This is a genomic window from Shewanella polaris, from assembly GCF_006385555.1.
In the GTDB taxonomy this organism is placed as follows: domain Bacteria; phylum Pseudomonadota; class Gammaproteobacteria; order Enterobacterales; family Shewanellaceae; genus Shewanella; species Shewanella polaris.
Genome location: NZ_CP041036.1, coordinates 4,043,535 through 4,061,265 on the forward strand (window position 1 = coordinate 4,043,535; position 17,731 = coordinate 4,061,265).

13 protein-coding genes are annotated in these 17,731 nt (G+C 40.2%); 5 read left to right on the forward strand and 8 right to left on the reverse strand.

The annotated features are described in order from the left end of the window. Positions 1-52 precede the first annotated feature (52 nt). Positions 53-1,228 carry a type III PLP-dependent enzyme gene (locus FH971_RS17645; protein WP_137225198.1) on the reverse strand — a complete coding sequence of 392 codons (1,176 nt, stop codon included), beginning with the start codon at positions 1,226-1,228 and terminating at the stop codon, positions 53-55. A 357-nt stretch (positions 1,229-1,585) separates the two neighbouring features. On the opposite strand from FH971_RS17645, the gene FH971_RS17650 reads away from it, so the two are divergent. Then, entirely contained in the window at positions 1,586-2,419 is an 834-nt protein-coding gene (locus FH971_RS17650) for a mechanosensitive ion channel family protein (RefSeq protein ID WP_137225196.1), read from the forward strand. Between the two features lie 170 nt (positions 2,420-2,589). On the opposite strand, the gene FH971_RS17655 is transcribed toward FH971_RS17650, so the two are convergent. Beyond that, positions 2,590-3,564 (reverse strand): nucleoside hydrolase, encoded by a 975-nt coding sequence (locus tag FH971_RS17655; RefSeq protein WP_140235165.1) that lies wholly within the window; start codon positions 3,562-3,564, stop codon positions 2,590-2,592. Positions 3,565-4,233: 669 nt separating this feature from the next. Between FH971_RS17655 and FH971_RS17660 the strand changes: the two genes are divergently transcribed. Together FH971_RS17660 and FH971_RS17665 are read left to right on the forward strand one after the other, a co-directional pair. Then, on the forward strand, positions 4,234-4,650 hold the full coding sequence (locus FH971_RS17660) for a hypothetical protein (RefSeq protein ID WP_140235166.1): 417 nt from the start codon (positions 4,234-4,236) through the stop codon (positions 4,648-4,650). After that, positions 4,647-4,841, forward strand: coding sequence for a helix-turn-helix transcriptional regulator (locus FH971_RS17665; RefSeq protein ID WP_140235167.1), 195 nt, complete (start codon positions 4,647-4,649; stop codon positions 4,839-4,841). Before FH971_RS17660 ends, FH971_RS17665 begins: the two co-directional genes overlap by 4 nt. Positions 4,842-4,927: 86 nt before the next feature. Here FH971_RS17665 and FH971_RS17670 read toward each other — a convergent pair whose 3' ends face one another. Continuing rightward, positions 4,928-5,806, reverse strand: a complete 879-nt coding sequence (locus FH971_RS17670; RefSeq protein WP_140235168.1) for a radical SAM protein — start codon at positions 5,804-5,806, stop codon at positions 4,928-4,930. Between the two features lie 157 nt (positions 5,807-5,963). Here FH971_RS17670 and FH971_RS17675 point away from each other — a divergent pair, with 157 nt between their 5' ends. Beyond that, positions 5,964-6,221 (forward strand): hypothetical protein, encoded by a 258-nt coding sequence (locus tag FH971_RS17675; protein ID WP_140235169.1) that lies wholly within the window; start codon positions 5,964-5,966, stop codon positions 6,219-6,221. A gap of 76 nt (positions 6,222-6,297) precedes the next feature. Here FH971_RS17675 and FH971_RS17680 read toward each other — a convergent pair whose 3' ends face one another. Next, complete coding sequence (locus FH971_RS17680; protein ID WP_140235170.1) at positions 6,298-6,957, reverse strand: thiopurine S-methyltransferase; 660 nt, start codon at positions 6,955-6,957, stop codon at positions 6,298-6,300. 98 nt (positions 6,958-7,055) lie between these two features. Next, positions 7,056-7,403, reverse strand: coding sequence for a hypothetical protein (locus FH971_RS17685; protein ID WP_137225182.1), 348 nt, complete (start codon positions 7,401-7,403; stop codon positions 7,056-7,058). Between the two features lie 296 nt (positions 7,404-7,699). Here FH971_RS17685 and FH971_RS17690 point away from each other — a divergent pair, with 296 nt between their 5' ends. Then, on the forward strand, positions 7,700-9,517 hold the full coding sequence (locus FH971_RS17690) for a protein kinase domain-containing protein (RefSeq protein ID WP_137227401.1): 1,818 nt from the start codon (positions 7,700-7,702) through the stop codon (positions 9,515-9,517). Positions 9,518-9,632: 115 nt separating this feature from the next. Here the strand turns inward: FH971_RS17690 and FH971_RS17695 are convergent, their stop codons facing one another. The 3 genes from FH971_RS17695 to FH971_RS17705 form a co-directional block, all read right to left on the reverse strand. Next, a complete protein-coding gene (locus FH971_RS17695) occupies positions 9,633-12,029 on the reverse strand; it encodes a zinc-dependent metalloprotease (RefSeq protein ID WP_140235171.1) in 2,397 nt (798 codons plus the stop codon). A gap of 71 nt (positions 12,030-12,100) precedes the next feature. Next, positions 12,101-15,826, reverse strand: coding sequence for a response regulator (locus tag FH971_RS17700; RefSeq protein WP_140235172.1), 3,726 nt, complete (start codon positions 15,824-15,826; stop codon positions 12,101-12,103). Between the two features lie 291 nt (positions 15,827-16,117). Then, positions 16,118-17,512, reverse strand: a complete 1,395-nt coding sequence (locus tag FH971_RS17705; protein WP_140235173.1) for a PhoH family protein — start codon at positions 17,510-17,512, stop codon at positions 16,118-16,120. Between the last annotated feature and the right edge of the window lie 219 nt (positions 17,513-17,731).

The following is a 17,731-nucleotide window of genomic DNA, read 5'->3' on the forward strand; positions in this document are numbered from 1 at the left end:
GTTAATAACAAAAAAGGACGCTAAGCGTCCTTTTTTACTCAATACTGATGAATTACAAGTAATAATCTTTTAACGGTGGGAAACCATTAAAACATACTGCTGAGTATGTAGTGGTATAAGCACCAGCAGTTAACCAGTACAAACGATCGCCAATGGCTAAATCGACCGGCAAACCATAGCTGTAATGTTCATACATAATATCAGCGCTGTCGCAGGTTGGGCCGGCAATAACACACTTATCTAACTCGCCTTTACGCTCAGTGTAGATAGGAAACTTAATCGCTTCATCCATGGTTTCAATCAAACCTGAGAACTTACCTACATCAGTAAATACCCAGCGCTCTAACGCTGTGTGTGATTTACGCGAAATTAATACCACTTCAGATACAAGTACACCGGCATTTGAAAGTAATGAACGACCAGGTTCTAGAATGATTTCAGGTAATTCATCACCAAAATCTTCTTCCAAGAAATGTTTAATCTGCTGTGCATAAACACCCAGTTCATTGGTTTTGTCTATATAGTTGGCAGGAAAACCACCACCTAGATTGATCATCTTTAACACAATGCCATGTTCTTCTTTTAAACGGTCGTAAATACTTTTCACTTTACCGATGGCAGAATCCCACGCACCGATATCACGTTGCTGTGAACCGACATGGAATGAAATACCATGTGGTTGTAAGCCTAACTCTTTAGCCAATACTAATAAGTCGTATGCCATTTCATTTTGACAGCCAAACTTACGTGATAAAGGCCAATCAGCGGTATGTGTGCCTTCAGTTAAAATACGTAAGTACACTTTTGAACCTGGAGCTTCTTCAGCAATCATGCGTAAATCAGCTTCAGAATCTGAAGCATACATGCGCACACCTTGTTGATAGAACGAACGCACATCTACACGTTTCTTGATGGTGTTACCATAGCTAACACGATCAGTTGAAACACCTATAGACGTTACCATTTCAAGTTCGTAAATAGAGGCTATGTCAAAGTTTGAACCTTTATCTCGCAATAAGGTTAAAATCTCTTTGGCCGGATTTGCCTTAACCGCATAATAGATATTGGCGAAAGGAAAATTGTTAACCATATCATCGTATTGTTTCGCAACGATTTGGGTGTCAATAACTACAAATGGTGTTGGCTTATCTTTAGCAAATGCTTCAATGCGGTCAAACGTGTCCTTGTCATAATAATCTGCAACATCAATCGATTGAAATTGGCTCATTAGGCCGGTGCCTCCAGTTAGTGGGGTGATAAAAGTGTTATTACGAATCTGTAAGAACACGCGCAGTAAACGATATTTTCAAACAATACGCAATGAGTTTTTATGCAAAAAGTTTACTTTTTTATTCTTCAATAAAATTCTGTGACGTTCTGCATATTATCTACTTAATTACCCGTATCAATAATTCGCCTATCCGCAATAAAGTATAGACATCAACAATAAAAATGCGCGTTAAGTTGATAAAAAATATTTTCAGCTTAATGACTCTTAACTGCAGGCTAAGATTTTCCCCTATGTGTAAAAAGTTGTTATCATCCAAATTGATAACAACTAAAAATGCTTCAACAAGGAATATAGATGAACGAACCCAGTTTAGATCAAGAGCTCCAACAACTACAAAATGTCTATAGCGTCATCACTGAGTTTGTTGTTGAGTACAGCTTTCAAATTGCTGGTGCACTTATTATTTTCTTATTGGGGCTTTGGGTTGCTAACAAAGCCGCCAACATTGTCGCCGCACAACTAAAAAAGCATAACATTGATATCACCCTCAGTAACTTTGCCTCCAACTTAATTAAAATCATTATTATTGTGATGGTCGTAGTGATCTGTTTAGGTAAACTTGGTATTAGCGTGACACCTATGGTTGCCGCTATTGGCGCCGCTTCACTCGGTGCAGGCTTAGCATTACAAGGTATGTTATCTAACTATGCAGCTGGTATAACGATTATTGTGACTCGTCCGTTTGTGGTTGGAAACACCATTGAAGTAAAGGATGTCAGCGGCGTAGTGGAAGTCATTAAACTAGGGCAAACCATTTTAACCAATGAAGAAGGCGAACAAATCAGTATCCCCAATAAGCACATTGTCGGGGAGATTTTACATAACTCATTTGCTTATAAACTGGTTGAAAACAAATTTAATATTGATTATCAAACTGATGCTGATCATGTTATCCAATTAGTTAATGACGTACTTGCTGCAGCTCCTGCAATTTATAAAGACAAGAAACCATTGGTAGGAATCAATGGGTTTAATTCTATCGGCATGGAAATAGGCGTGCGTTATTGGGTGCCTACAACAAGTTATTTTGAGGAAAAGTATCAAACCAACCTAGCTATTATTAAAGCGCTAACGGCAGCAAACATAACTATTCCTTGTCCAGTAAAGGAAATTCATTTACAACACTAATCTTCAAGGGTGTAATATTTCTAGTGTTAATAGTCCTGCCCTCATAACGTTAGCTTATATGGGGGGCAGTAAAATCTATCACGGTCCTTTAACGGCAGCTACCTTAAGCATAAAACCATCATCAAACATACTGTTATGAGTAAATTTGTCGTTATTCTGCCTAATTTTGACTATTTTAAACTAGCAGCATATTCAATAATACTGCTTCGATATAATGCTAGTAACTCAGTATCGTTCACCGCAACGCCAACTTTTTGTGGTGTTTTATCCTTCCATGCATCATGCGGATAAATACGGCTACCACATTTCTGAATAGTCATTCCTTCAGCTACGCCATCGGTAACAACCCTTATTGGTCCTTCTCTAAGAGTGAACAATGCAGGATTAATCACATAGGCAATAGCCGATGGGTCATGCACATGGCAAGCTTCTAAGCCCACTGTCTCACTATAAAACCTCAAATAATAACGACTGATATTCCAGATAAATTGCCCAACTTCGCCTGCATCATCACGCAATTGGTCAAGGTACTCGCGGGTAAAAAAGCTTTGCTCGGTCACATCCAAACCAATTACCACCACAGGCCAAGAGGCAGTGAGCACAATGTCTGCAGCATGAGGATCATCATGAATATTTGCTTCTGCAAACGGAGTCACATTACCGTGGTGATTATTCTCACCAAAGGCGCCGCCCATAATAACGACGTCTTTAACCAAATCGACAATACTGGGATCGGCCTGAAGCGCTAGAGCAAGGTTAGTTAACGGACCAATAGCCACCAAAGTGATTTCCCCAGGCTCAGCCTTCACAGCATCGATGATGTATTGATATGCAGGACGAAGGTCTGCTTGGCCCTCAACATTTGCAGGTACAATAACATCACCAAGACCTCCTTCACCATGAACAACCACCGTTGGTCCGACTGGAGGTCGAATAATGGGCTGACTCGCACCAGTAACGACATCGGCTTGTAATTGATATTTCTGCTTAATATAGAGGGCGTTACGGGTCGCATTTTCGATGGTTGCATTGCCATAAACAGTTGTAATGGCCTTTAGCTCAATGTCTGGATGCGCTTCGGCAAACAAAATGGCAAATACGTCATCAATTCCGGGATCGGTATCTAATATAATTTTAGTTTTCATGGGGTTCACTGTCCTACTTAATTTAGTGAATCGGTACACTATAAGGTTTTCCTAAATATCCTGCGGCGATACTCACAGACCCTTCGAAGTAAATCTACAAGATTTTCAAAGATGATTAGCAACTGCTACAAACAAACTGAGACTCATTAAAGCCCTTGGCACTATACAAAAATAGCACCGACAGAAGTGTGATTGTTCATCAAACTTTTATCTGTAAGTGAACATAATGGTTCACTTACACGTGTGCAACTGACTATGGCGAATACATCAGCGATAACGGGGCATTATTAAACAACCAAAGATGCTCATTTCAGCATTCAATGAATGAATTCACTCTACAGCTTAGTCTTGCCATCATTTACATTCACTCACCTAAACTAGCTCAATAAGTTAGTTTATTAATTGCAAAGCAATGCACTAGTACAATCATTTTGTCTCAGTCATTAATTTATCCTCAGTTCGGGATAATAAACGGTTATAAAATAGACCCAACATTGTCATTTAGCCTTACATATCCCACCTCCTAAACCGAGTTGAGGTTAATTTACAACATCTCGAAAAAGTAAAGCTTACTTGACAAGCATTAATAGATTGTTATAACTTAAAGTCAAGCTTAGTTGACATAATGACAACTAAACCTGACTAATCACGACTAAGGGAATATTGATAATGTCGCCACTAACACGCAATCAAAACTGGAAAAATACCAACAAACACAATACTGCTCGTTTAGCAAAATGGACCTTAGCTTGGTTGATAAGTATGGCTATCGCTAACTTTGGTCCCCTGTTTATTTGGCAACAAGATGTGCTCACCATAGTGACAATTTGCATTAATTTTATTCTTGGTATAGGGATGATTTTAGCTAACCGACGCCAACTACTTGGTTTAGATGAGCTGCAGCAAAAAATTCAATTAAACGCCATGGGATTAAGCTTAGGCGTAGGATTAATTGTTGGCTTGAGTTATTCAAATTTAGACACAACTAACCTAATAACAGGTCATGCTGAAATTTCACACTTGGTCATCATCATGGGATTGACTTACCTAGTTGGCATTATTTTGGGTCATAGGAAGTACCAATGAAAAATCGTCTAAAAATACTCAGGGCAGAACAAGGCCTGACTCAAGCACAACTAGCAGACTTACTTGATGTGTCTAGGCAGACAATCAATGCGATCGAAACAGGTAAATTTGATCCCAGTCTGCCATTGGCTTTTAAAGCCGCACGTTTATTTAAGTTACCGATTGAAAGTATCTTTGAAGATGAGCAATAAAACACAGTCTGTCATTATTCAACATTAACCCAGGCCTGTTAATTAACCCATTAGAGTAACGTGTCAGATGTATATTTTAAAGGTAACTATAAGCCGCGTTGCCATTCTTGCCTTAGTGGGATAATACCTTGTAATGCATGTTCTACTTGAGCGACTAATGCTGGTTTATCTTTACCTAACACACCTTTTAACACTAGGTAATTTGATGCGTGATCAGAACGAAAGATCGTTTTATCGAGTTCAAGGTGGCTCAATAAAGTGTGCATCTCTGTCAGTAAACCGGTTTGATCAGGCAATACAAACTTACCATCAAAAACATTGTCCATTCGCTCAGTTCCCAATGGTAACGTTACCACCAGTGTTGATAGATAATCCGGTTTAGCAGCATTCATTAATTCAGCCGACGCTATAGCATGTTGATGAGATAGCTGCACACCACCTAATCCCATTAAAATCATCACTGATGATTTTATGCCTGCTTGGCTAATCTTCTGTAGCGCAGCTAAAGATGAGACGAACGTTTCGCCTTTTTTAATTCGTCCAAGCACTTCATCATCACCGCTTTCACAGCCAATATACAAAATGGATAAACCCATTTTTTGTAATTCAGAAAGTTGCTCAATGGTTTTATTATTAAGATTGCGCGGCAAACAATAACTGCTGATCCGAGTGACATGAGGCAGATGAGTATTAATCAATTCGCAAATAGCTTTCAAACGATTAAAGGGTAATGTCATTGCATCACCGTCAGCTAAAAAAACACGACGAAACGGATAACCAGAAGCTGCAGCAGTAATAATATCATCTTCAATTTTATCAAGTTTCTGTGCTCTAAACTGCTTTTGCGGTTGGGTGTACATATCGCAAAAACTACACTGATTCCAGCTGCAGCCATTGCTAACCTGTAAAATTAATGACTTCCCCTCTGAAGGAGGGCGAAATACTGGTTCAATGTAATTAAGCATCCGAGTGTCCAAATTGATGATAATGTGAGTTAGTTAACGAAATTCGATTTTTTTTACTACAAAAAATGTTCAAAAAACTATCATTCAAAAGTATTATTGTTATAGTCATGTAGTTAACAATAAATATACAATTCAAAAGATTTAGGTGAAAAGACTTATGACTCAAGTTGCATACCAAATAAATAATCGACGTAACAAGGATGTACTTCATCATGATGAGTATTGGGATTTAACCACAGCAGATCAAAAACTCGCATTATATGACTTGCATCGCTATGGGTATCGATTATTGTTTGTTCGCCATATGCTTAAAGGGCCAGTGGCCGTCATTTGCCAGCAAGATGATATTGCTGCTATTTATGCCGACGGAGAAGTCGATTTACGCCCCAAAATAACCCTTAGAGAATCTCATTAGAAGTCTAAAAAAGCCATTCAACCTTATGATATTTTATAAAAATCTACTTATTTCCTCAGTAAGCTTTAGATTCAATTTATGACTTTCGAGTTAATTTATAAACAGCTTCATTAAGCCAAGGAACTTGTTTATTCACAAACCTTGGGTTATCAGCCAACACATCGACACATTCAAGTAATTCGACGTTAAAATATGACGTTAGATAGGTTTCAATCCAAGTTGGGCTGACAGCAAATGGTGGGCCTTTTAGGGTTTCTTGTGGGTAATCAAGGGTAATTAATAATCCGCTCACGTTAGCAGGAACCAGCGCAGCTAGCGCGTGAACATACTGTTGACGCATTTCTTCAGGCCACGCAATCAACGCCGCACGATCGTAAAAACCACTAATAGAGGATGTTAAACTGGAAGGTAAAGTAAAGATATCACCTTGATATAAGGCAACTTGATCGGCAGAAAATACCGCGTGATCATCAATATGAGTCACTTGATAAGCAAGTTCATTATCTGTAAAAAAATCTTCAACAGCAATAGCGCTTAATTCACAGCCCAACACAGTATGACGTTGTTCGGCCAAATAAAACATATCTAACGATTTACCACATAGAGGAACGAACACCTCGCTATTTTCAGTTAAGCCTAACTGCGGCCAATATTTTACTAAAAAAGGGTTCACTTGGTTTAAATGAAAACCGATTTGTTGTAATTGCCATTTTTCATGCCAAAAGCTGGGTTCCATAATGCTATTCTTCAGTCTAATTGCTATTGAGATACAAGCTACTTTAAAGACTAAAAAAAATGGATGCAACCTCCGATAAAGATTTGCTGTTTAGCCGACTAGGCTTTACCGTCCAAGGTCATTTGTACCAGCCTTAACCAACGACAATTTTCACATTGACACTGTCGACGTGACATATGATGCGGACTTAAATTAGAATCGATATAATCTACAGCAATTAATAATTGCTGTTTTAACTCATCAACAGATTTCATCTCAAGAGCAACCATTTCATCATTACGATTAATCCATAAACATTCTTCCCCTTGATGACAAGTAATGCATTCTTCATCACTACTGTTAAAAAACACCGCATGTGGGCAATGGGTCACTTCCATTGATTGTAAAATTCGCTGCCGCGGGAACCTAAATAGCGGAATTAAATCAGCTTTATTGACATTGGGCATAATAACCTCTGGTTAAACCATTAAATAACTCTTACTGTCATAGTACCGAGTGTTGATTCATTTTGATTTGATATAGGTCAAGGTTTACATATCAGATTTTTTTCGATAGGAAGCTATCATTTGCTTATAATATGTGCTGATTAGAAAGAGATATTAGGGTGATTTTTAGCGAAACAGATATCACATTTAAATAAATCACGTTGATGCATGAATAAAATGGTTTATTTTAAATAAGAAGCACTTGCCGCAGTAAGGTTAATCAAGGTTTAATGAACTTAACAAACGGAGACTTACCTTTGCAAACACCGCAGCTGCAACACTTTTATATCAATCAAGAGCAGTCTATCTACTTGCTAAGTGCCAATGATGCACGTAAGCATAAAGCTTGGATCCGCTTGTGTAAGCAGCAGTTAAGTAAGCTGGGATATCAACAAATAGAATTTATTGGTAAAGGAGCCTATGGTTTTGTATTTGCGGGTATCAATGAATTTAACCAATCACATGTGTTTAAATTTTCCAGAATTAATTTACCCCAAAGTGTCCAGGATAGGCTTGAAGAAGAAGCCTACATGCTTAGTCAAGTGAAGCACCCTAACATCCCAGAGGCAATTAAATTTGAGCGCGTTGGTAAGCAAGGTATTTTAGTGATGGAGCGAGCTCAAGGTGAAGATCTCGACAAAATTTGCCAACGATTAGGCGCTTTACCACCAGTAATGATAGTGAGTATAGCGAGGCAATTGGCGAATATTCTATATTATCTTCGCAAGGGAAAACCTTTAGTACATGGCGATATTAAGCCCTCCAACTTAGTTTATGATATTGATGCCGACAAGTTATCATTGATCGATTGGGGGTCGGCAGTATTTGCTCAACGAGATGAACACAACCGCGCAGTTGATGACAATGTCATGTCTTTATTATCAAGCGATCAACAACACACTAATGCGCGTATGGGCGATGTGTATTTTATTGGTGATGAACAACTGAGCGGTGCGTTATCAAGCCCAAGATTTGACGAGCAAGGTGCTGCTGCTACCTTATATGCACTTGCATCTGGACAAATCAGTCGTTTCGGCACAAAAGTCATTCCAGCCACCAGCATCGGCTTACCCATTGAGTTGGCAAGAACACTCGACGCAATGCTTAGTGATGATGTTGAAAAACGTAACCTTGCTGGTGATTATTTTCTTAAAAGCTTTCGGCACAGCCATAGGATGCATTTACCTATTCTGCATACCTCACCATTGAAACCCGACATTCCAGTGTGGGCGCAACCGCGATCTAAAACCGTCGAAACCGTGAGTTACAGCTCGCGTAAATCATTTTTAAAAGAGCACAACACTCAAGATCCCATCGCCAAAATGGATGATGTGCAACTAGAAAAATATTACCGTAATTTTATGGTGGGTATGGCTGACACGGAAAAAGGCTTTATTGCCGCAGTAGGTCGTTTGGCACAATACCCTATCGTCGGCGGACTGGTGATCCATTGGCGAGAGTCAGGGGTGTTTATTGACTCAAACTTAGCGATTTACGATCCAGACAGTAAAGCACCGTTAATATTAGCGGTTAATAATATGGTCACTATGGCACGGGGCATTAAACGAATTGGGGTATTTAAAGCTTGCTTCTTTAATGCCAAAGACACATTACATCTCGAACGAAAAAGTACTGAACACCAATATGAAATAACCGGTGAGTTACAACTGCCATTTGAAGTCGGTGATGTACCCAATTTAGAAGATAAATCTCGCTTACATTCATATTTTGAAGATGGTAAGGATCCGGAAGAAAACCTAGAACTCCCAGCAGAAATAATGACTGAACTGGCTTCGTTAAATCAAATCCATCACACCGGTTGTATTATTTTTGAAGCTCTACCTAATCACTTAAAAATTCACAGTTACTTACGTTTATTAAACCCACGTAAACAGGCTTCATTTAGAGCGAGTTTGGATCGCATTATTGCTCACGCGAATAAAATTCAAGGTTATGGCATTTCAGGATTTATGAAGTTGCCTTACAAAAACACCCGTCAATTTAATCATATCGATCGCAAAGCAGATCATTTTTATCCAAAAAATCCTAAAATCATGAGTAGTGAACCAAGATAGAAATACAGTCCTTCCAATGCTCAAATGATAACGATGCCCGCTGTTCGATACAAAGTAATACGCGACCTATTAAGGTCGCGTATTTTCAATCTAATGAGCTGAACATAAGTTGCATTTATATTGGTGAACCGGGTGGCATTTCAATCGGTTTGGTGATTAACCGATAAATTGCATCATCCATGCCTTTGGTAATGCCTTGGAACAACCAATCATAATGTGCTGATTGATAATCACTACCACGATTACTGCGGCGTTTAAGTTGCTTAATAATATAATCAACTCTTGCAGCCAACTGTGCTTTTACTTCAGGAGCCGTTGTAGGATTATGATAAGCCGCTAATAAGCTATCAACAACCACAGTGTTGACTCGCATTTGCAATGCTAGACCTTGGCCACTGGGTAAATCTTGATATAAGGTGGCAGCAGCAAGTTTATCGATTAATTTAACCACCGACAGCTGCTGACTGTCTTCCATATATTCCTGACTGACTCTGTTTAAACGCTCTGGAGCTAATAACTGTGACACAATATGACGACTCATCACTTCACCCATCGCGACAGGATCAGTAATTACCCCTAAATTAGAGCCAAAGCTTTCGCGAGTTTTACGATAATTTCCTGCTTTAGGCACTAACGCTTGTAACACGTTATTGGGCACTAACAAGCTTTCAGTTTGCAAACTTGCCAGAAGGGCATCAACTGCAGCAAGTTGCATTTTAGGGCGAACATAATTCCAACGAACGCCTGCGCCAACTTGTTGGTAGCTATAATCCGTGCCACCAATCCATTTAGCTGCCGCGGTTATTTGAAAACGTGTAAGCAAGTAAATAGGCACAAACACATCGGCTAGTTCACCATTAGGTTCACCTGCCAATAAGGCATCTGAATTGAAATCGTCAATGGCTTTACGGCGCACCGTTTCTAAGCGCACTAATTCTGCGACAGCGTCATTACCGCGATCCCATAAACTGGCGTACGCATTACTGGCGCTTGCACTACGTGAATCGGATTCACCAATATAACGAAAGCCCTTGCTTATGGTCGATGTTAACAATGCATCAGCCTGCTTAGCATCACCATAACCATACGCTATGGTGTATTTGTCCCACTCGCCAATGCCTTCACGATATGGATGACTGATATCAATATAATTACCTTCAATACTGGCATATGGATGTGGATAATCCATCACTGAAGCGTTGTCGTTTGTTGAGGCGGCAAAATTATGATCTAGCCCTAACGTATGGCCAACCTCATGCGCCGCCAGTTGGCGAATACGTGCAAGTGATAACGCCATCGCTGCATCATCTGCGGCTTTTCTGTCTGGCCAACCAGCAGTCAGTCCGCGAGCGATGAGATGATCTTGACGAACTCTTAAGCTACCAAGCGTGACATTGCCTTTAATTATTTCACCAGTACGAGGATCGGTAACTGCAGCGCCATATGACCAGCCTCTTGTGGCACGATGTACCCATTGGATCATGTTGTAACGCATATCTTGAGGGTCTGCGCCCTCGGGTAATAATTCTACTTTAAAGCCATCAATAAAGCCCGCATCGGTAAATGCACTTTCCCACCAGCGAGCGCCAGCTAATAATGCACTTCGAATAGGCTCTGGCACCCCGGGGTCAAGATAATACACAATAGGGTTAACCACTTTACTGGGGGCGTCACCTGGAGTCACTTTTTCTAATCTGTGGCGCAATAAATGACGTTGAGTCAGTGGTTGATCAACCGAGGTAGAATAATCGGCATACTGATCGGAAAGATAACCGCTCATGGGATGATAACTGCGGGGCTCATAGCCGTCGTCGGGAAGTTGTACAAACGAATAACGCACACGAACAGACATAGCTGTACCGTCAGGGGTGACCTCTGCAACTTGCTTGCCCGCTTTGTCAGCGTTAAATGTTAAATTAACATCTATGTCGGCATTGCGTTCAAAGGATTTAATTCCTAGCGGTAAAATAACCGAACGATGACTATCTAAACTGTACTGACCTTGCTTGGTTGCCGCTAATACCGCAGAAACCCCATGTAAATCATTAATTACCAAATCATTAATTGCGACTATTGCCGTTTTACCTTCGACCAATTTACCCTGCCATAAAATCGACTCGGCAAAGGCCTGTGTTACCGCTTGACGCTCTGCAACATTATTGCTGGTCGCTCGATACTGAGTATTAAGCTGCTTCAACATTAAGTAGGGACCGTGTTGCTCAAACTGTACCATTCGAGTTTGGCCTAACTGGCCACGATCCAAGCCTATATCATTTGAACCGACACCATGAGGTAAACTTGTAAGTAATAAAAAGGGTTGGTTAAGCTTATTGGCTTGCAGGTATAAGTTTGCGGATTTTGTGTCATAAAACAGATTAATAAAGCCTTTGGCTGCTTCAGCATTGTTAATTATTTTTTGGGCTGGATCGCTTGCGGCTAATGCTGCATTAGAAAGTAATGTTGCGGGCGTAATTACCAGCAACAATGCCAATGAAATACTACGGCGGATCATAATTAATCTCCCTGTTGTTAATATCCTATTATCGATAAATACTATAACCAAACCGCCTAAAAATTCAGGATTCAGCTAGCTGGAGTATTACTGTCTTTATGATTATTTTTATAGGTAATCCAATAAGACAACGTTTCAAATAATTCAGTAAGCACAATTGGCTTAGTAATGTGTGCATTCATGCCTGCGGCTAAGCTTTTTTCTTTATCACCCGACATGGCATGCGCAGTCATGGCTATAATTGGCATCTGTTCAGTATTGTAACGTTTGCGTAGTTCGGCGGTGGCGGTTAAGCCATCCATTACCGGCATCTGAATGTCCATTAACACCGCATCAAACGGTTTAGTATCAATCAAATCTAATGCGATTTGGCCATTATCGGCTATCACCACTTCATATCCTGCACTTTTCAGTAATTCAGCTGCCACTTGTTGATTAATAAAATTATCTTCAACCAGTAGGACCAAACCAGATGCCTTTGTGGGTTCTGCTTCAACAACAACTGGCATAACATTTAGTTTAGGTGCTTTGGCAAAGGCACTAATAATTTCATCAAATAATGCCGACGCTTTAAATGGCTTTTGTAACACAGCATGAACAGATGTTCGCTCTAGTTCATTATCTAACGGCCCTGCGGCATAAGCGGTCATTAAGATAATGATAGGACGTTTGGCTAAACTGCCATCTTTAACCATCTCATCAATAGCTTTAATCACTTCGCAGCCATTCATTTCTGGCATCATCCAATCTAACAACAATAGATCTACTGGTTTGTTACGTAACATCGCCAGTGCTTTTGGACCACTGTCAGCGGTGTTCACACCAAAGCTAAAGTCTTTCATCAATGTAGAATAAATTTGTAATGCGCTTGGATTGTCATCAACCACTAGTGTGGTGAGATTATTTAATTGATCTGGCACCACTAACGGCTCGACCACTTGTTCTTCTGCAATTTCAAAACTAATCGTAAAACTAAAGGTACTCCCAGCATCCGGCTGCGACTCAACATGCATGGTGCCGCCCATCATTGACACCAAATGCTTACTAATTGACAGGCCTAAACCTGTGCCGCCATATTTACGCGTAGTTGAACCATCGGCTTGGGAAAATGCATCAAACAACATGGCTTGATGATCTTTATTAATACCAATACCAGTATCACGTACCCAGAATTTCAGGGTAATGCGGTCATCGCGCTCACCCACATCTTCGCAGCCAAGTTCAACTTCACCAATTTGGGTAAACTTGACAGCGTTAGACAATAAATTAACCAATACTTGGCCTAAACGCAGTGGATCACCATTTAAGATCAACCCTGCTGTTACTGGGGCATAAAGCAGTAGCTCAACGCCTTTTTCTTGCGCTTTAATAGCATTAATATCAATAACATGATCAAGCACTTTGTCGAGTGGAAATGCAACACGCTCTAACTCTAACTTGCCAGCTTCAATTTTAGAAAAATCCAAAATATCATTGATAATTCGCAGCAAGGATTGTGCTGAAAACCCAGCTTTACTAAGATAATCCTGTTGTTGTGCGGTTAAGTTAGTCCGCTGAGCCAATTGCACCATACCAATAATAGCGTTCATTGGAGTGCGAATTTCATGGCTCATATTGGCCAAAAATTCGCTTTTATACATGTTGGCTAATTCAGCTTCTTGCTTAGCTTCAAGTAAGGCCACTTCGTTACTTTTCTGGCGGGTAATATCTTTATGAGTACCGAGCATCCGCTTACTGCTACCATCATCAGAAAATTCGACCGCTCGGCCACGAGATAGTACCCAATAATACTCGCCATTTTTCCCGCGCATTCTAAATTCTATCTCATATGTTCCTACTGGATCGTGAACATATTGAGAACGATATTCTTGCATCCGATCACGATCATCTGGATGACACAATTCATCAAATGATTCTATTAACGGTGGAAACTCATTGGCTTGATAACCCAACATGGAATAAAAAGCGGGATTACAAATAATTTGCTCTGAATCGATATACCAATCCCATAAACCATCTTCTACTGCATCCATAGCAAGGTGGTAACGCTGCTCAGATAAACGTAATTGTTCTGCGGCATCGAATTCTCGAGTGATATCTCTCCATACAGAAATTAAGCCTAAGAGTTCACCACGGCGATTGTAAAAAGGCAGTTTAAAGGTATCAAGCAATACCACTTTACCTTCAACATTCACCCGTTCTTGATAGCGTAACGAATGCTGTTGGGTCAGTACTTTCTTGTCTTCTTCACCAATGCGTTCACCTTTTTCTGGACTCACGACTTCTGATGACGTTAAGCCAATAATCTCATTTTCGTTATAACCCAGCATTCTTTCTGCTGACTTATTGCAGCCCAAGTATTTACCTTCTTTATCTTTAAACACAATGGCTTCTGGGATCGAATCGATCAATGAACGTAATAGCGCAAATTCTCGTTCGCGACGCTCAGTGGTTTCACGCAATCGTTGAGTACGCCGGGCAACTAAGTTGTCGAGGCGTTTATTCTGCTCAGCAAGATGATGTGTATATTGGAGGTTCTCTTCAAAAATACGGCTAACTAACGCAAACCAAGGCTCCCAACCATGGGTAATTTTTTCTGGTGGTCGAATAGGTGTTTGTGAACACGCCTCTAGATGCGTTAACAAGCGTGAAGCAGGGCTGACGAACGCACGGCGAGTCTGCCAATGCACAATGGTCACTAGCAGTGATAAGGCCAAAACCACTAATACAAAGCTCAGTTGTAGCTTGTCCCACGAATCCTTAAATAAATCATCTTCATCTTGTAGATACAGTAACCGCCAAGGCGCGTTATGTAGCGCAACACTATGAATATAATAACCGTTACGTAACATGCCGTCGTGGGCATCGAACAATTCAGATTCAGATAATGAATGTAACTCAGCCGGAATACGCTGGCTAATGTGATACACCTTATTCATTTCGCTGGAATCAAAATCGCTGTGGGATAAGATATTATTTTGCTGATCAAGCAAAATCACTGTACCCGGCATTTTAAAATAGGTACGAATTTGTTTATCCAATGACGACAAGGTCATGTCTAAATTAATCGCACCAATAAACTCGTCCTCTAAATAGACAGGTAAGCCAAGCGTGGTAATCAAGCCTTGATGAGCAGAATCAATATATGCTTCGCTCCAAAATACGCTACGTTGCGGGTTCATTGAAGGCGTTGCTAACTGAAACTGTTTTTTATTAAGCAGTTCATCTCTAAAACGCAGATCGTTATCTTCCCAAGGATAAAACGACATCATTCGACGCTTAGAAATATAATAAATCGACGAGGCTTTGGGCGCTGCTTCTTTAGCGACAGGAAAAGACAATGACAGCTCAAACAACATTTCTAGCTCTTGATAGAAACTCTCGCTGCGGTTATCTAATGAGCCAGCTCCAGTAATCCGCCCCATGTTGGTAAACGGAATGCCACTTTTGGCGTAGTTGGGCTCAAGGGTAAAATATTGACCATCTTCGTTAAATTTTTCATACTCAGGCAATCTGTCTTTACGAACCAATTCACCTAAACGTAAATGGTCAACAGCCACATCACGCAAACTTTTCACCGCACGAATACTTGACTCAAGCAATAAATCGATTTGCATCACATGACGAGCCACTTGCTCTTCACGCTGTTGAATTTGCTGTTCTTTTTGGCGTTCGAACATTATGCCTGCCGACAAAAGAGCCATCACAATAACGCCAATATAGGTGTAAAACACCGCACGGTTATAATTGCGTTGAATAGGAGATTTTAGTTGTAAATCTGGCTCAGTCGGTTTCATTAACACCCTTGATACAGCGTAAAACTAACTCGCTGTCGAACAATTAACACCAAAAAAAATCGGCAGTAAAAACAGTAATGATTATGATATCAGGAAGATAAGCTCAAGCACATGTATTAATAGAATCAAAGGCACTTGTCCAACCTGCCTAATATGTAAAAGCAAGATACATAAAACCAAGATACAAACTTATTCTAGTCAATGAATAATAAATAAGGTTACGCAATGTAACCTTATTTATGTAACGGGATATATATGCCCTTGTGCGTACTCGCTTAAGCAGTGAACATACTACAAATGTTCCTCAGCAAATTCTGCTAACCGAGAACGCACCACCCCATTAAGATAAATGTTGGCACTGCCTTCAAAGTCTTTAAAACGCTCTACTATATAGGTTAATCCAGAAGTTACAGCCGTTAGGTAGGTTGAATCAATTTGGGCTAAGTTACCGCTACAAATCAACTTAGTGCCCTCACCCATACGAGTGATCATGGTTTTAATTTGTGATGCGGTTAAGTTTTGGCATTCATCTAAAATGACCACGGAATTTTGAATAGAACGGCCACGCATAAAGTTTATCGACTTAAACTGAATGTTAGCTTTTTCCATAATGTAATTAACACTGCCTGTAGGGTTAACATCATTTTTATGCAGCACTTCTAACGTATCAGTAATCGCAGCGAGCCAAGGTGTCATTTTTTCCTCTTCGCTACCCGGTAAAAAACCTATCGATTCTGCAATTTCGGGTGTGTTACGAGTAACAATGATTTTGTCATACAACTTACGTTCAACTACCAACTCTAATGCTGCAGCCATGGCTAATAGTGTTTTACCACACCCAGCAGGACCGGTCAGAATAATCAGTTCAATATCAGGGTCTAGCAAAGCATCGAGCGCCATACCTTGATAAATATTCTTAGGGGTAACGCCCCATGCGTCATGATGCAATAAACGATCACGTCCGCGATCGATCATCTCTAAATGTTGATCCGTTGTACTCATAACACGACCACAAAAGTCAGAACTATCATCAATCAAATACTGGTTAAGATAGAATTTTTCATTACCAAGATGCTCCAGTGGCACTTGATGAACGGTATGCAAACCTTTGCGGTCAGTTGATACCTTGTCAACATTTTGCCAAAAATCACCGGGGAATTGATAAAAGCCTTTGGCAAGAAAACGCACATCATCAATCAGTTGATCGGTACGATAATCTTCTACTCGCTCAATACCTGCACCTTTGGCTTTTAAGCGCATATTAATGTCTTTAGTGACTAACACGACGGTACGAGGAAAATGGATTTTTTGTAAATGTAGGGCGGTGTTGATGATGCGGTTATCGTTATTATCGCCAGGCAGGGAGCCGATAATAAAGTCAATTTGGTGATCTGGGAAAATCGACAAATGGCCAGAGACTTCAGAATGTTCTTGGTGTGTCGGTAGTGCAACGCCTTTTAAGATTTGCTCTGGTGTTGTGGGGCCACCAAGAATATCTTCTAATCCTCGTATGGCTACTCGTGCATCGCGACTCACATCCCGTTTACGATCCTTAATACTGTCGAGTTCTTCTAACACAGTCATGGGAATAATTACGTCATGCTCTTTAAACGAATATATCGCTAAAGGTTCATGTAGTAACACGTTGGTATCCAGTACAAACAACTTTTTGTCGTTTTGTTGCATGGCGCCTCCAGAGTGCTCTCAATGATTAGATGTCAGTATCTCTTAGCTACACGTATAACATTAAAGGGATAAACAAAGTCTCTATTGATAACAAGCCATTGCATTTAGCAATGCTTTGCTCAATAAAATATGGCACAAGTCGAACAAAATTCAATGCCATCTTCATCGCCTTTGTTTCACACTATGGGGTCAATGTGACATTCACATGTCAATATGGTG

What these genes read in the sequence shown, in the direction of transcription:
- FH971_RS17645 (WP_137225198.1), bottom strand. Translation starts at nt 1,228, where the DNA reads ATGAGCCAATTTCAATCGATTGATGTTGCAGATTATTATGACAAGGAC.
- FH971_RS17675 (WP_140235169.1), top strand. Translation starts at nt 5,964, where the DNA reads ATGACTCAAGTTGCATACCAAATAAATAATCGACGTAACAAGGATGTA.
- FH971_RS17650 (WP_137225196.1), top strand. Translation starts at nt 1,586, where the DNA reads ATGAACGAACCCAGTTTAGATCAAGAGCTCCAACAACTACAAAATGTC.
- FH971_RS17665 (WP_140235167.1), top strand. Translation starts at nt 4,647, where the DNA reads ATGAAAAATCGTCTAAAAATACTCAGGGCAGAACAAGGCCTGACTCAA.
- FH971_RS17660 (WP_140235166.1), top strand. Translation starts at nt 4,234, where the DNA reads ATGTCGCCACTAACACGCAATCAAAACTGGAAAAATACCAACAAACAC.
- FH971_RS17695 (WP_140235171.1), bottom strand. Translation starts at nt 12,029, where the DNA reads ATGATCCGCCGTAGTATTTCATTGGCATTGTTGCTGGTAATTACGCCC.
- FH971_RS17705 (WP_140235173.1), bottom strand. Translation starts at nt 17,512, where the DNA reads ATGCAACAAAACGACAAAAAGTTGTTTGTACTGGATACCAACGTGTTA.
- FH971_RS17670 (WP_140235168.1), bottom strand. Translation starts at nt 5,806, where the DNA reads ATGCTTAATTACATTGAACCAGTATTTCGCCCTCCTTCAGAGGGGAAG.
- FH971_RS17655 (WP_140235165.1), bottom strand. Translation starts at nt 3,564, where the DNA reads ATGAAAACTAAAATTATATTAGATACCGATCCCGGAATTGATGACGTA.
- FH971_RS17700 (WP_140235172.1), bottom strand. Translation starts at nt 15,826, where the DNA reads ATGAAACCGACTGAGCCAGATTTACAACTAAAATCTCCTATTCAACGC.
- FH971_RS17685 (WP_137225182.1), bottom strand. Translation starts at nt 7,403, where the DNA reads ATGCCCAATGTCAATAAAGCTGATTTAATTCCGCTATTTAGGTTCCCG.
- FH971_RS17680 (WP_140235170.1), bottom strand. Translation starts at nt 6,957, where the DNA reads ATGGAACCCAGCTTTTGGCATGAAAAATGGCAATTACAACAAATCGGT.